The following is a 14,454-nucleotide window of genomic DNA, read 5'->3' on the forward strand; positions in this document are numbered from 1 at the left end:
TAAATTGATATAATATATAGTTAAATTAAACATGTCACTGAATAAAACGATATACGAAGGTAAAGCGAAAGCCATTATTGAAACTGAAGACTCATCAACTGTTATACAGCACTTTAAAGATGATGTTACAGCATTCAATAAGGAAAAATATGAAATTATTGAGAGCAAAGGAATAATTAATAATCATGTTAGTGCTTTTATCATGGAAAAGCTTGAGAAAGCAGGAATTAGCACACACTTTATAAAAACTCTGAATGAAAGAGAGCAGCTAGTCAAAAAACTCAAAATCATACCTCTTGAAGTAGTAGTGAGGAATGTTGCAGCTGGCAGCTTTTGCAAACGTTTTAATATCAAAGAAGGTGAGAGGCTTGCATCTCCTATAATCGAGTTTTTTTACAAAAATGATGACCTAGCCGACCCAATGGTAAATGAAAATCACATACTGTATTTTGATTGGCTATCTAGCAAAGAAATGGATGAAGTAAAAACTACAACTTTAAAGATCAACGAAATCCTAATTGATTTATTCTCAAATGCAGGCATAGATCTAGTTGACCTTAAATTGGAATTTGGCAGATTGATAAATGACAGTACTAAAATCATTTTAGCCGATGAAATCAGCCCTGATAACTGCAGGTTATGGGATAAAAATACTTATAAAAAGCTAGATAAAGACGTCTTTCGTTTGAATTTAGGCAACTTGAAAAAAGCATACTTAGAAGTTGCGGAAAGATTGTCAGTAGAGTTAGGTTAACTAAATACTACTCTATCAAGTGGAGGGTTACATGCCTCATCAAGTTTTCCAATAATTTCAATTTTTTCTCCACGTTTTTGGAAATGATTTTTCACGTTTTGCATATTCTCAGAACTTACGATCAATACCATACCAATACCACAATTAAATGTTTTTAGCATTTCTTTCTTCTCTATTTTACCCTCCTTTGTTAGCCATAAAAATATATCTGGCCATTTCCAGGAATTAATGTCTATGTTTGCAAATAAGTTTTTTGGAAGAATTCGCGGAATATTGTCTACCAAACCACCACCCGTGATGTGCGCAATACCTTTTACTTGTGACATGATAGGCAACAAAGAATCAACATATATTTTTGTTGGTTCAAGTAGTATTTCATTCCAAGATTTATTATTCCATAGAGATGTATCGTTATAATTTATACCTAAGCTTTTGAAAACATGGCGCACTAAAGAAAACCCATTTGAGTGAATTCCACTTGACTCTAAGCCAACTATATAATCACCTGCTTTCATCATACTACAGTTTGGAAGAATTTGCTTTCGATCAACTACACCAACCACAAACCCTGCAAGGTCATAGTGATTATTACCATACATTCCAGGCATTTCTGCAGTTTCCCCACCAACCAATGCTATTTTAGCTTGCTTGCACCCCTCTGCAATGCCCTTAACCACAGATAATAAAACATCTTTGGTCAAAACGCCTGTTGCAAAGTAATCAAGGAAAAACAAAGGCGTTGCTCCTTGTGCAAGTAAGTCATTTACACACATTGCAACTAAATCTATACCTATAGTATCATGTTTATTCACTTCTTGAGCTATCAACAGTTTCGTACCTACTCCATCAGTTGAGGAAACGAGTACTGGATGGTCATACTTCTTACTTAGTGCAGCAAAATCAAATAACGCAGAAAATGAACCTATTTCGCTGATTACTTCTTCTCTAGTAGTTTCTTGAGCAATAGGCTTGACTTCTTTTATTAACTTATTATATAGTTCAATATCTATTCCTGATCTGGTATAAGTATTCATAATCCTTTTATAAATTTTAAAATTGTTAATACTATATTAATGCCTTGATATAAAAAGTGCAACGAAACTTTCTCTTAATTGACTATTATATACTTACCAATATAGGGTAACTTAAATCATTTATAATTATCCAATGAACGAAAATACCAAAAACATACTGTTAATAACGGAACTGCTATCAGGACGGCTGCTTCATGACTTTGCTAACTCTATGAATGGAATAACGTTTGGCGTAGAAGAGCTTGAAGTAATAGATAAGAATGATGCTGATGCGCAGAAGGAAGCGTTGTTGTTTCTTAAAGAAAGCTCCGATGATTTAATATATAAACATAAAGTTATGAAGCAGGCATATTCTTCTTCAATGGATAATTATAGCTTTGATAAGACCAAATCTAATATCGAAAATTATTTATTAAAAAAAAAGTAAAGCTTACGTGGAAAATAGACGCATACTCTGCAAAAAATAAGGAAGATTTAATTGAAAAGATAAATAAGATAATTTCCAATATGGTGCTAACTATAGCCAGTGCAGTGGCGGAAGTTGAACTAGTATCTGTTTTACTGAGTCAAACAGAAGATAAAATGCTATTAACTATAAAAATTCTAAATGAACACAAACCAATAAGCAAATCATTAGTAAACAAATTAATCAAAAAAAATGACACTAATTTAAATACAAAAGATATTAATATCTATATGACCTCTTTATTATTAGAGTACTATAACACTGAAATGCATTATACTTGCGAAAATAATTTGCTGGAAATAGGTTTAACTATAACTTGAGTTGCATATTTGGTTATTACAACTTTTTCTTCGTGTCAAGGCATTCCCCGACAAGGGGTACCAAATCTAATTTTTGTAATCACTTAAGTCTAGTACTATTTTATTAATGTAGCGCTCATTTGCATCTTTGATGATAAACTTCATACCATTTTTATATTTAATGACTTCATCTACAGAAGGCACTTTACCAGCAATCGAAAGAATCAAACCACCAAGTGTAACATAGTCTTCTTCAGGGTCACGTAATTCTATTTTTAGATCCTCTTCTATATCTTTTATAAGAGCCCTTGCTGATACTTCAAACTTATTTTGAGACAATTCAGTAATGGTATATTCTGAATTTATTTCGTTTTCACTATCAATGTTTGGTATTAGTTCCTCTATAAGATCAGTCATTGAAATTAAACCATCAGTTCCACCATATTCATCCAATACGATAGCTAAGCATGATTTAGAAGAGTTCATCCTAACAAAAAGATTAGTTGTCTTCATCGAGGGTGGAACAAATATTACGCTTTGTATAATATGTTTCAGATTAAAATTTTTATCCCTATTAAAAATAACATCTTTTACATAAAAAAAGCCTATTACGTTATCAAAGTTATTTTTATAAATTGGTATTTTAGTGTGGCAAGTGTTTTTTATCTTCTTTATTATTTCACGCTCGCTTGACTCAATGTCTACTGCGCATATCTCTGTACGTGGAGTCATTATATCCATTATACCACAATCGCGGAATTTTAATAGACCATAAAATATATTAAGGTCTGGCAGATCTTTCATTAATGCCTCAGTCGCACACTTTTTCAACACAGAAGCTTTTTTGAAAAGGAAGAGAAAAATTCTATATGCTATTTTTTCTACTAAGGTTCTTTTTTTACTCAATTTATTCCCTGTAATGGCAAAAACGTTTTCAGATTAGATTTATCAAGAAAACTGTTATTAAATGTTTAATAAGCATGTGAATAATGTCAAATTAATTTGTGAATTATTTGTTGATATAAAATACCAACAATTGATCAACAACTTTTTCAACAACATATACATAGTTGTGTAACAATGCATGATGGTAAAGTATTTTCCATAAAAGAAAATTACTAACACTCTAAACACCTTACTTATACACATAAATCATAACAGAAAATCAATAATATACGAAAGTTACTCACATATTTATCCACAAGTTGAATAACGCCAATTTTTACTGAATTTTAAGTTAGTAACAAGTTATTGATAGAACTATTATTACTGCTATACTTTAATATACAAAAGAATAAATAGAATAGATTGGAAAGCAGCAAAACAACAATAGCGAGAATTATTAAGAGAAATGAGCCAGGTGGAAGAGTGCCTATCTGGCTAATGCGTCAGGCTGGCAGGTCTCTTCCTGAGTACCGCAAAGCAGTAGAAAATATGAATAATTTTATGGAGATATGCTACAACACAGATTTAGTGACAGAATTGACGTTACAGCCAGTGACAAGATTTGACATGGATGCGGCGATAATTTTTTCAGACATTTTAATAATAGCTGATGTTTTGGGTTGTGACGTGAATTTCGTACGCGGTGTAGGTCCAATAATAAAACCCGTGGAAAGTCCTAAGGAATTGAAGGGTCCACAAGAAATTGAAACTAAAACCTTACCAATTCTAAACGCTATAAAAAAAGTCAGAAGCCAATTACCAAAAGAAAAATCTCTCATAGGATTTGCTGGTGGACCATGGACAGTAGCCTCATACATCATAGAAGGTGGGAGCAGCAAAACTTTTTCCAAAGTATTAAATTTTTATCCTTCGTGTTTGAAGGAAATAATTGAACGAATAACGGAAGTAACGATTATTTATCTAGTTAAACAGATAGAATTTGGAGCAGATGTTATTCAGCTATTTGACAGTAATGCTGGTGCGTTATCGGAACCATTGTTTAAAGAATATGTTATCGAACCAACAAAGAGAATTATCTTGGCAATAAAGGATAGATTTTCTGATTTTCCAATAATAGGTTTTCCAAGGTCTGCTGGAAATCTTTATAAAGATTACTGCGAACAAACAGGTGTATCTGCAGTAAGTATAGATTATAATGTTCCAATAAAATGGGCGAAAGCGAATCTAAACATCCCTCTACAAGGAAACCTTGATCCTAATCTTTTAGCCTATAATAAAACGGAAGCAATCAAAGAAGCAAAACGTATAATAGATTGCTTTAGAGATTTACCCTTCATATTTAATCTTGGACATGGAGTACTCCCTGATACTCCAGTTGAAAATATTGCTGCGTTGGTAAACCTGGTAAAAAGCTACTAATACAATACACAAAATTCCTAGCTTTTTTGTTGTACGGGGTTTATCATTTAAATTTAGCTTCAGTAAAATATGTCAGACCTTGCAAAAAGAATGTTCCTAATAAAACCATCACCTACGATTGCTGTAACTGATAAGGCAAATAAGTTGAAAAATGAAGGAAAAAAGATCTGTGTTTTAGCTGCAGGAGAACCGGATTTTGATACTCCAGATCATATAAAAAAAGCAGCTATTCAAGCAATAAGTGAAGGTAAGACTAAATATACTGCTGTTGATGGAACGCGTGAGCTGAAAGAAGCAATAATTAATAAGTTAAGAAAGGATAATAACCTCGAGTACACGCTTAACCAAATCTGTGTTGGTACAGGTGCTAAGCAGGTGTTATTCAATTTGTTCATGGCAACAATTAACTCTGGAGATGAAGTTATTATTCCAGCTCCTTATTGGGTTTCATATGTTGATATGGTAAGTCTTTTTGGCGGCTTGCCAGTTGTAGTAGAATGCAAACAAAATTTTAAACTGACAGCGGAATTATTGAAAAGCAGGATAACTAAAAAAACTAAATGGTTAATTCTTAACTCACCGAACAACCCTGCAGGAGCTGTGTACACATGTGATGAATTGAAAGACATAGCACAAATATTGCTTGAATATCCACATATGAATGTCGTTACAGATGATATTTATGAGCATATAATATACGACGAAAAGTTTTTTACTATCGCTCAGGTTGAGCCGAAGCTTTATGATAGAGTTTTTGTAGTCAATGGAGTATCAAAAGCCTATGCAATGACAGGCTGGAGAATAGGGTATATTGCAGGTAGAAGTGATGTAGTAAAAGCTATCTCTACGCTGCAGTCTCAAAGCACTTCTAATCCAAATTCGATAGCACAAGCAGCAGCAGCAGCAGCATTAAACGGTGATCATAGTTTTTTGAAAGAAAGAACAAGGATTTTTAAGAGTCGTAGAGATTTTATGGTGAAAGAGCTAAATTCTGCCCCGGGGTTATCAGCGTCTGTTCCACAAGGTGCGTTTTATTTATTTGTCTCATGTGAAGGATTGCTCAGTAAAAGCACAAAAAGTGGTAAGATAATAAATAATGATTTAGATTTTACTGAATACTTACTGGGAGATCATTTGGTTGCTGTGGTTCCAGGAATTGCATTTGGTCTAGAAAATTTTATCAGAATTTCTTATGCAACCTCTCAGGAACAATTAGAAATTGGATGTGATAGTATTACTAAAGCGTGCCAGGAGTTAAAATGAAATAGACTATCCATAAGTTGTATATTTTGCCATACTTCGCCAAGGTTATTTTGAATGTTCTAACTTGTGTTTTTCTATGGAAGGCATTTTTATTGATTGAGCAAGTGTCTTTCTAATATTGAATTCCTCATTTTTTTCATTTTGTTGCAGTAAGTTAATGTTATTTATTTTATTTACTAAATCTTTCCCCTTTTCCAGAGTCTTAAAATCACTTTCGTTAATGTGATGTTCATTGTAAAATTCTGCAACAATTTCTTTTCTTTTCGGATAAGTATTTAAAAATTCCGACACCTGATGTTTAGCAACAGCTTGAATAAATTTCTTATTAAATCTTGAATCGTTATATAGATCTTCTAAATTTTCATCGTAGTGTTTTGCTTCATTTACAGCAAGCTTTATTATCTCTTCTATACCACTTAGAAGTTTCCTATACAATTTGTCGTATCTATTGCCTAGCACGTGTGTAGCGAATGTTTGTTCAATGTATTTTGTTATGTAATTTTGCAGCGTATTATCTATCGTGCTTATATTCATCAGCCTGCTTTAATATTATATTAACTATTTTACACATAAAAAGGTTAATATTGAATTAATAGAATACTTCTGAAGTCAAATTTTACTGAAAATTATGGTATTTAAGATATAATTGTCAGCATGAAATAAAAACATAAATAAAATGGATCTTGTAACAAAAGTGAAGCTCAAGATAAAGATGAATAAGGGTAAAATCATAAATATATTTATCATTTGTGGTGTAATTTTTTTCATATACCTTATTCATGAGCCAGTTGTAGATATGGTAGAAAAAATTATAAGTAAAATAAAAGGTCTCTTTTAAAAATAGAAAAAGTGAACTTTTTCTATCATCCAAACTTGAACCTGGAAAATTTAGTTAATGCATAAACTACTTATGTTGGCTATGAGTTCAACTGTATAAAATTCTTACTATTACCCACAAATATAAATGTTTGTTGCATAGCTCTTAATGGCATAACTTTTGCTTGAAATAACTGTTTATATGGTGCAATTTACAGCTTTTAGTTGCTAAAATTATAACTCTTAGTTTAATAATTTTAATCTAATAAGCTTTCAGGTTAATAAAATTAAATTATTTGAGTAAATACAATACTATGTTTTTATTTGTGGGTAATAGTAAGTATAAAATTCCGGTAAATTAAAATAAGTATTCATAAAAATATTGTTTTCTATAAACAGAGTATCTATAATGCTAGCTTTGGGGTAAAGTATTGCAGAGGAATTTTTTAATCTGGTTGTTGGCGTCACTGTTTTATGCATACCAATATATATTACGCGTAATTCCAAATATTATAATTCCTGAATTGGTAGTAAGGTTTAATATAGGAACAACAGAAATAGGACAATTTTGTGGACTGTATTATGTAGGTTATGTGTTAGCACATATTCCTGTAGGTATTCTTTTAGATAGATTTGGTTCTAAAGTTGTTATACCGATTTGTATTGCATTAACATCTTTAGGTGCTTTACCTTTAGTCAGTTCTAATGATTGGAGTTATTCTATTATTGGAAGAATAATTACTGGTATTGGATCCTCTGCTTCAGTACTTGGACTCTTTAAAATAATAAGAATCTATTACCATAGAGAAAAATTTGCCATGATGTTCAGCATATCGGTTATTATTGGCATTTCAGGTGGTGTATTTGCCACCAAACCATTACATGTCTTACTTGATAAGTTTGGGTGGGATTATTTATTTACTGTGTGTATAATGCTTGGATTATTGCTTGCTTTAACTACCTTTATATCTATACCTAAAGTTGGCACCTCAGACGAAGAATTAAATATTAAAAATTTAAGCAAAGTTATATTTAATAAAGATATTTTATTGATAGGTTTGTTTGGCGGTTTTATGGTTGGACCATTAGAAGGCTTTGCAGATGCGTGGTCCGCAACATTCTTGCATGAGATGTACGCTATAGATAGACACATTGCATATAGCATTTCAAAATGGATACTAATAGGCTTTGGCTTTGGGCATTTATTACTTCCTTACATATTAGCAAAAAATCCAACCAAGCACTATGAAATAATAATTTCTTGTGCTATGGCCATGATAATTGTGTTCTTATTACTTTTTATATGCAATATTAGTGAACTCCTGGCATGTATATTACTATTCATTATTGGTCTTGCTTCTGCATACCAAATTGTTTTTACTGCTAAAGTTGTAAGTTGTGTAAAAAACGAAGCAGTAGCAAGTGCAGGATCTGTAGGTAATTCCATAGTTATGAGTTTTGGTTATTTTTTTCACGTCATTATTGCAAATATAATGAATTTTTATTGGAACGGTGAAATTATCGATGGAAAGCCATTTTATGGAACTGATGTAATGGTTAAGTCTATGTTAATAATACCTATATGCCTACTAATAGGAATGATAGGCTTTTGGTTACTTAAAGTTATAAGCTGTAAAAAGAGCTAAGCAGATTTAGATGATTAATATAGTATTGTTTTTTATAACTAAAGTATCTATAATCCTAAATTTTAGCTGAGATTCATGTTGCAGAGGAATTTTTTAATCTGGTTGTTGACGTCACTGTTTTATGCATACCAATATATATTACGCGTAATTCCAAACATAATTGCGCCTGAATTAATAACAAAATTTAACATAAGTATTGCAGATGTTGGCCAGTTTGGTGGGTTATACTATGTAGGCTATACGCTAGCTCATATACCTATTGGTCTTTTCCTTGATAGATTTGGACCAAAGTTTGTTTTACCTGCTTGTACCGTTTTGACATTTACCGGAACACTACCGCTTATATGCTTTGATGAGTGGAGTTATTCAATAATTGGAAGAATAATTGTGGGAATTGGGTCATCCGCTTCGGCAATTGGAATCTTTAAAGTTGCAAGCATGTATTTTGCGCAAGAAAAATCAGCAAGAATGGCCAGCTTATCTATAATTATAGGAATTTTGGGAGGGATATGTGGCGGGTTACCTTTAGACTTCTTACTCGATAAATTTGGCTGGAATTATGTTATCTATACATTCTCAGCATTTGGGTGTTTACTTGCTCTGTTGCTGTTCTTAGTAACGCCTGAAAGCAATGCTCAACAGGAAAAAGTTAGCATTAGAGACTTAAAAAACATACTTTTCAACAAGCATATTATTCTAATTAGCTTTTTTGGTGGACTCATGGTCGGTCCAATGCAAGGTTTTGCCGATGGTTGGGTGAAAGCATTCTTTTTTGAAGTATATAAAATGAATGAAGACTTGGCATCTTCTCTCTCTTCTGTAATATTGATAGGAATGTTAACAGGATCATTCTCTTTGGCTTATTTATTGGAAAAATATAAAAATAAGCATTATGAAGTAATAATTGCATGCTCATTTGCAATGATCGCTAGTTTTCTTTTGCTTTTTACTCAGATTGGAGGCTTGTATGTTGTATTACCTACGCTTTTTATTATTGGCTTCACATCTGGATATCAGGTGGTTACCATTTACAAAGCGATAAGTTATGTAAATAATAACTTAGTAGGCCTGGCTACAGCTGTGTCAAACATGATAGTTATGGTTTTTGGCTATTTTTTTCACACTGGGATCGCAAAAATAGTAGATTTGTGTTGGGATAGAACAATAATACAAGGAAATCCTGTGTATGGTGCTGAATTGCTGATAAAAGCAACATCAGTTATTCCTGTATGTTTGCTGGTGGCTGTTTTTGGGCTCTTATGGTTAAAAAATAAAGATTTTAGAGAAGTTGATTGTAATAAGTAGATAATTTATCGAAGGCTCGTATGATAAAATCGTTAGATGTACTAATTTAAGGTTCTTGTTATTATGAAATATAATACTTTATTTTACTTTGATATTTTTGTTTTAATTGTAATTGGGTTTTATTAGGTGGTAGGTATGTCGAAAAGTAATTTTTTTGTATGGTTGATAGTGTCTCTTTTCTATGCGTACCAGTATGTGTTACGTGTCATGCCAAACATAATTGCGCCTGTATTAATAACAAAATTTAATATAAGCATTGCAGATTTAGGGCAATTTAATGGTCTCTACTATGTGGGATTTACACTAGTTCATATCCCTGTTGGTCTTTGTTTTGATAGATTCGGTCCAAAAATTGTTTTACCTATTTGTGCTGTCTTGGTATCTATTGGAACATTACCTCTTGTGTGCTTTGATGAGTGGTATTATTCAGTATTAGGTAGAATAATTGTTGGGATTGGCTCGTCTGCGTCAGCAATAGGAGTATTTAAAGTTGCCAGTATGTATTTTTCGCGAGAAAAATCAGCAAAAATGGCAAGCATATCTGTTATTATAGGGCTATTAGGGGCAATATATGGTGGTCTACCAATAGAACTTTTGCTTGATGAGTTTGGTTGGAATTACGTAATTTATATTCTTTCAGGGTTTGGTTTCTTACTCGCTTTATCTTTATTTTTAGTTATTCCTTACAATGCTTACGACTTTCGAAAAGAAAAAATTAGCATGAAGGATCTAAAAACTGTGCTTTTCAATAAATATATCATTCTAATTAGTTTTTTTGGTGGCTTAATGGTAGGTCCACTAGAAGGTTTTGCTGATGCTTGGACAAAAGCTTTTTTATGTGAGGTATATCAAATGGCCGGTGATCTAGCGTCTTCAATTTCTTCTGTTATATATGTAGGATTTGCAGCTGGATTGCTCTCTTTTGCTCACATATTAGAAAAATACCCAAATAGACATTATGAAGTTATTATTGTCTGTTCCTTTGCAATGATTGCTAGTTTCCTTTTACTTTTTACACGGGCTGGCGGATTGTATATTGTATTGCCTGCACTTCTTGTTATAGGTTTCGCTTCTGGATATCAAATAGTAACACTGTACAAAGCATTAAGTTATGTAAATAATAACTTAATAGGATTAACTACAGCTGTATCAAATATGATAGTTATGGTTTTTGGCTACCTCTTTCACACTGGAATTGCGAAGGTAATAGGTTCTTATTGGGATAAAGCGATTATACATGGAAGTCCTATTTATAGTGCTGAATTGCTGATAAAAGCAACATCTATTATTCCTGTATGTTTGCTAATAGCTGTTTTTGGGCTCTTATGGTTAAAAAAGCAGGACAAGCAGTCTTAAAATTGCTTGTGCATCTTAAAATTAAAGCGAGGTTTGATCTATGATGAGTGTTTTAAAGAAAATCTGTGGCTCTAAAAATAGTTTAAAGTCTTTTGATAACGAGGTTTATCAGTTTATAGAAAAAGAATTACAACGCCAAAAATCACAATTGCAATTAATTGCATCAGAAAATTTTGCAAGCAAAGCGGTAATGGAGGCACAAGGCTCTTTTCTGACTAATAAATACGCAGAAGGTTATCCAGGCAGAAGATATTACTGTGGTTGTGAGCATGTGGACAAAGTTGAAAGTCTGGCTATAGAAAGACTTTGTAAGTTGTTTGGTGTAAAATTTGCAAATGTTCAGCCTCACTCTGGTTCTCAGGCAAATCAAGCCGTGTTTGCTTCACTGCTTACTCCAGGTGATACAATACTTGGATTGTCACTGAGTTGCGGTGGGCACCTAACTCATGGTGCGGCGCCAAGCCTTTCTGGTAAATGGTTTAAGTCGATTCAATATACAGTAAATAAAGACACTTATCTGCTCAATATGGATGAGATAGAAAAGCTGGCGCTGGAGCATAAACCGAAATTGATCATAGCTGGTGCTTCTGCTTATCCAAGAAAAATGGACTTCAAACGCTTTCGCGAGATTGCAGATAAAGTTGGTGCTTATTTGCTTGCAGACATTGCTCACTATGCAGGGCTTATTGCAGCGGGCGAATATCCATCCCCTGCTGAATATGCACATGTTATGACTTCCACGACTCACAAAACTTTGCGTGGTCCTCGTGGTGGAATAGTGATGACCAATGATGAAGCATTACACAAAAAAATTCAATCCGCAGTTTTTCCAGGATTGCAGGGCGGGCCACTTATGCATGTGATAGCTGCAAAAGCTGTTGCATTTAAAGAAGCATTAGCACCAGAGTTTAAGACTTATAGCAAGAAAGTCGTGGAAAATGCGAAAGTGCTGGCTCAAGAATTGCAAAAGCATGGACTTGACATTATAACCGGTGGCACTGACTCTCATATAGTGCTAGTTGACTTAAGATCGCAGAAATTAACTGGAAAAGACGTTGTAGATAGCCTTGAGAAAGCCGGTATTACCTGTAATAAAAACTCTGTACCATTTGATACAGCAAAGCCGACCATCACTTCAGGGCTCCGTTTTGGCACCGCTGCTGAGACAACACGCGGACTTGAGGCAGAAAATTTTAAAGAGATAGCTGGTCTAATAAATGAAGTAATTCAAGGATTAATCAGCGAAAATAGCTCAAGTGTCGAAAAAGCAGTAAAAGCTAAAGTTGAAAGGATTTGTAGTAATTTTCCTATTTATTAATTTATGTGGTGTCATCCAAGTAGCTGGTAGAAACGAAAAAACTTACTTGACACCCTTCGCCAGCCCTCTTATCATGAAACTGAAGGTATTCATTTATCTTCAATCTGTGCAGATTAAACGACAACAGTATTACGTAATTGGCGTCTTATTTTTAATTTTTTGCACTATGCGCACCCTACGTCTTCACAACATTTCTGGGTTTTTACCTATATAAGCTGAAACGCGCTTATAAAGCGTTTAAGACAGTATAGCACGCCAATTTGCAGGATTAGAGAGTGACAACTAGCTAATACGGGATTTCTTTTGCCTTTTTTTCTGCTTAGTAAATTTCTTAAACATTTAAACTAAGATGAGTTGCATTTAAAAGCAGCTAAATTGCAGTGTTTAAGACTTAAAAAACGCCAATACTGAAAATAGACAATGACTGGGGCTTCTTTTGCCTTTTTTTCGTTTGGTAAATTTCTTAATGTTTGTAGCTAACATGAACAAACATTTGAGAGTAACTTCTGCTAGTAGGGTGTCATCCCAGTGCTTGACACTGCTCTCCTTTGTCATCCCAGTGCCCAGACACTGGGATCCAGGAATTTTATTAAGTTGGTAAGCATAAAAGTAGCCGTTTTATGTTAAAATACAACATTTTAATGATTATGAAAAGGCTGGATTCCAGCGGGCTTTGTTGCATCACACTTTATGAGATGGTGATTTATGGTAAATTCATGTAACTATCTCAAATTTAGCCATACCAATATCAGTGAATTTATTAAGCAAATAGCATTTGATTAGCAGTTCTTTTTCTCGATTTATCTCAGATTTATTCCTAAAACTAAATCCGAATATTTGCTTTAATCTTGAGAAAAACCCTTCAATATAAGATCTTTTCCCATAATTTACTTCTTTTTTCCATTCTTTCATGCCATCTTCACCGTATAATTTTATTAACCTAATAGCAGCATTCCTGTCAGACATATAATCTATTTCTGGATGTTCTGCCGCATTGTTTATTGGTGGAATTTTTGTCTTTATATCGTATTTGTTACACAACTTATAAAACTTGTGCCTATCACATGCTCTATCTGCATATAGTGCTTTTATGGCATGCTGAAAATCAACTTCTTTTAGCAAATCACAAGCTCCATAGTGATCAGAGTAGACACCGTTACTGTATTTTACAGCTATGGCTTTTTTGTTGTTTATATTCAACATTACGTGCAATTTTCTCGTTTGCTCATAGCCACGATATTTTCTGTCAGTGCTATTTTCCTTGCTGTGACCAGGAGTGTTGTTGTATATACTAATTCCTGTACTGTCTATAGCAATTTCGATATCTTCCATATTATTTTTATCAATTCTGCAATCATTTATCTTAATATTAAGTTTCTTAAACCTTCTTGATGCTTGTGAATAGCTGATAACTGCCAAATCTCTTCCTATTTGTTGCAAATACCCTTTTATAAACCCGACTGTTTGTCTTAAACCAATTCTAAAGAAACTGACGATTATATGCACCAAAATCACAACTTTATCACTATAAATATAGTTGCCGCCCTGCATTTTTGGACAATTCTCGTACCAATTTTCTATGGCGTCATTGATATAACAAAAAATGCTTCCTCTTTCTTGGAGAAATTTGTTATATTCATGGCAGTTACTGACTCTCATTTTTTGTGGCATATTTTTTCTTCAACAGTTAAATGGCTATTTATAATGAATTTTGTCAGTAACTGCCAGTTCTTTTCACTTGAGCGATGCAACAAAGCCATTCCAGCGTCACGCGCTGGAATGACATTGTAGGGTGTTATCCGAGTCCTTTTTCCGTCATCAGAGGACCATATGACGTCATCCAAGTAGCGTGACTACTTGGATCTAAGCTGT

General features: G+C 33.3%; 14 protein-coding genes. 9 read left to right on the forward strand and 5 right to left on the reverse strand.

The genetic code is table 11. The features are described 5' to 3' along the window. The first annotated feature begins 31 nt into the window (after positions 1-31). Positions 32-754: a phosphoribosylaminoimidazolesuccinocarboxamide synthase gene (purC, locus tag NL281_RS02615; RefSeq protein ID WP_006279491.1), complete on the forward strand. Its 723-nt coding sequence runs from the start codon at positions 32-34 to the stop codon at positions 752-754. Here the strand turns inward: purC and purM are convergent. After that, a complete protein-coding gene (gene purM, locus NL281_RS02620; RefSeq protein WP_253303562.1) occupies positions 751-1,788 on the reverse strand; it encodes a phosphoribosylformylglycinamidine cyclo-ligase in 1,038 nt (345 codons plus the stop codon). The genes purC and purM overlap by 4 nt on opposite strands. Positions 1,789-1,921: 133 nt before the next feature. On the opposite strand from purM, the gene NL281_RS02625 reads away from it, so the two are divergent. Further along, positions 1,922-2,215 carry a hypothetical protein gene (locus NL281_RS02625; protein WP_006280049.1) on the forward strand — a complete coding sequence of 98 codons (294 nt, stop codon included), beginning with the start codon at positions 1,922-1,924 and terminating at the stop codon, positions 2,213-2,215. Positions 2,216-2,295: 80 nt separating this feature from the next. Then, the gene (locus NL281_RS02630; protein ID WP_410543422.1) at positions 2,296-2,574 is read left to right on the forward strand and encodes a hypothetical protein; all 279 of its coding nucleotides are present in this window, start codon (positions 2,296-2,298) and stop codon (positions 2,572-2,574) included. 66 nt (positions 2,575-2,640) lie between these two features. Here the strand turns inward: NL281_RS02630 and NL281_RS02635 are convergent, their stop codons facing one another. Beyond that, complete coding sequence (locus NL281_RS02635; RefSeq protein ID WP_253303563.1) at positions 2,641-3,459, reverse strand: transporter associated domain-containing protein; 819 nt, start codon at positions 3,457-3,459, stop codon at positions 2,641-2,643. Between the two features lie 402 nt (positions 3,460-3,861). Between NL281_RS02635 and hemE the strand changes: the two genes are divergently transcribed. Continuing rightward, complete coding sequence (gene hemE / locus NL281_RS02640) at positions 3,862-4,878, forward strand: uroporphyrinogen decarboxylase (protein WP_253303564.1); 1,017 nt, start codon at positions 3,862-3,864, stop codon at positions 4,876-4,878. Positions 4,879-4,947: 69 nt separating this feature from the next. Further along, positions 4,948-6,141, forward strand: coding sequence for a pyridoxal phosphate-dependent aminotransferase (locus tag NL281_RS02645; RefSeq protein ID WP_012673336.1), 1,194 nt, complete (start codon positions 4,948-4,950; stop codon positions 6,139-6,141). Between the two features lie 45 nt (positions 6,142-6,186). Here the strand turns inward: NL281_RS02645 and NL281_RS02650 are convergent, their stop codons facing one another. Further along, entirely contained in the window at positions 6,187-6,675 is a 489-nt protein-coding gene (locus tag NL281_RS02650) for a hypothetical protein (RefSeq protein WP_253303565.1), read from the reverse strand. A 713-nt stretch (positions 6,676-7,388) separates the two neighbouring features. Between NL281_RS02650 and NL281_RS02655 the strand changes: the two genes are divergently transcribed. The 4 genes from NL281_RS02655 (at position 7,389) to glyA (ending at position 12,582) form a co-directional block, all read left to right on the forward strand. Next, complete coding sequence (locus tag NL281_RS02655) at positions 7,389-8,603, forward strand: MFS transporter (protein WP_174515889.1); 1,215 nt, start codon at positions 7,389-7,391, stop codon at positions 8,601-8,603. A 75-nt stretch (positions 8,604-8,678) separates the two neighbouring features. Further along, positions 8,679-9,908 carry an MFS transporter gene (locus NL281_RS02660; RefSeq protein WP_010962993.1) on the forward strand — a complete coding sequence of 410 codons (1,230 nt, stop codon included), beginning with the start codon at positions 8,679-8,681 and terminating at the stop codon, positions 9,906-9,908. 135 nt (positions 9,909-10,043) lie between these two features. Then, positions 10,044-11,264 carry an MFS transporter gene (locus NL281_RS02665; RefSeq protein ID WP_253303566.1) on the forward strand — a complete coding sequence of 407 codons (1,221 nt, stop codon included), beginning with the start codon at positions 10,044-10,046 and terminating at the stop codon, positions 11,262-11,264. Between the two features lie 40 nt (positions 11,265-11,304). Continuing rightward, positions 11,305-12,582: a serine hydroxymethyltransferase gene (glyA, locus tag NL281_RS02670; RefSeq protein ID WP_253303567.1), complete on the forward strand. Its 1,278-nt coding sequence runs from the start codon at positions 11,305-11,307 to the stop codon at positions 12,580-12,582. Positions 12,583-13,296: 714 nt separating this feature from the next. On the opposite strand, the gene NL281_RS02675 is transcribed toward glyA, so the two are convergent. Together NL281_RS02675 and NL281_RS02680 are read right to left on the reverse strand one after the other, a co-directional pair. Next, positions 13,297-14,253, reverse strand: coding sequence for an IS5 family transposase (locus NL281_RS02675; protein ID WP_253303014.1), 957 nt, complete (start codon positions 14,251-14,253; stop codon positions 13,297-13,299). Continuing rightward, entirely contained in the window at positions 14,238-14,426 is a 189-nt protein-coding gene (locus NL281_RS02680) for a hypothetical protein (RefSeq protein ID WP_253303568.1), read from the reverse strand. The genes NL281_RS02675 and NL281_RS02680 overlap by 16 nt, the downstream gene beginning before the upstream one ends. Between the last annotated feature and the right edge of the window lie 28 nt (positions 14,427-14,454).

Origin of the sequence: Wolbachia endosymbiont of Phyllotreta cruciferae, from assembly GCF_918697765.1 — a bacterium.
In the GTDB taxonomy this organism is placed as follows: domain Bacteria; phylum Pseudomonadota; class Alphaproteobacteria; order Rickettsiales; family Anaplasmataceae; genus Wolbachia; species Wolbachia pipientis.

What these genes read in the sequence shown, in the direction of transcription:
- purC (WP_006279491.1), top strand. Translation starts at nt 32, where the DNA reads ATGTCACTGAATAAAACGATATACGAAGGTAAAGCGAAAGCCATTATT.
- NL281_RS02630 (WP_410543422.1), top strand. Translation starts at nt 2,296, where the DNA reads ATGGTGCTAACTATAGCCAGTGCAGTGGCGGAAGTTGAACTAGTATCT.
- NL281_RS02675 (WP_253303014.1), bottom strand. Translation starts at nt 14,253, where the DNA reads ATGCCACAAAAAATGAGAGTCAGTAACTGCCATGAATATAACAAATTT.
- NL281_RS02645 (WP_012673336.1), top strand. Translation starts at nt 4,948, where the DNA reads ATGTCAGACCTTGCAAAAAGAATGTTCCTAATAAAACCATCACCTACG.
- NL281_RS02665 (WP_253303566.1), top strand. Translation starts at nt 10,044, where the DNA reads ATGTCGAAAAGTAATTTTTTTGTATGGTTGATAGTGTCTCTTTTCTAT.
- purM (WP_253303562.1), bottom strand. Translation starts at nt 1,788, where the DNA reads ATGAATACTTATACCAGATCAGGAATAGATATTGAACTATATAATAAG.
- glyA (WP_253303567.1), top strand. Translation starts at nt 11,305, where the DNA reads ATGATGAGTGTTTTAAAGAAAATCTGTGGCTCTAAAAATAGTTTAAAG.
- NL281_RS02650 (WP_253303565.1), bottom strand. Translation starts at nt 6,675, where the DNA reads ATGAATATAAGCACGATAGATAATACGCTGCAAAATTACATAACAAAA.
- NL281_RS02625 (WP_006280049.1), top strand. Translation starts at nt 1,922, where the DNA reads ATGAACGAAAATACCAAAAACATACTGTTAATAACGGAACTGCTATCA.
- NL281_RS02660 (WP_010962993.1), top strand. Translation starts at nt 8,679, where the DNA reads ATGTTGCAGAGGAATTTTTTAATCTGGTTGTTGACGTCACTGTTTTAT.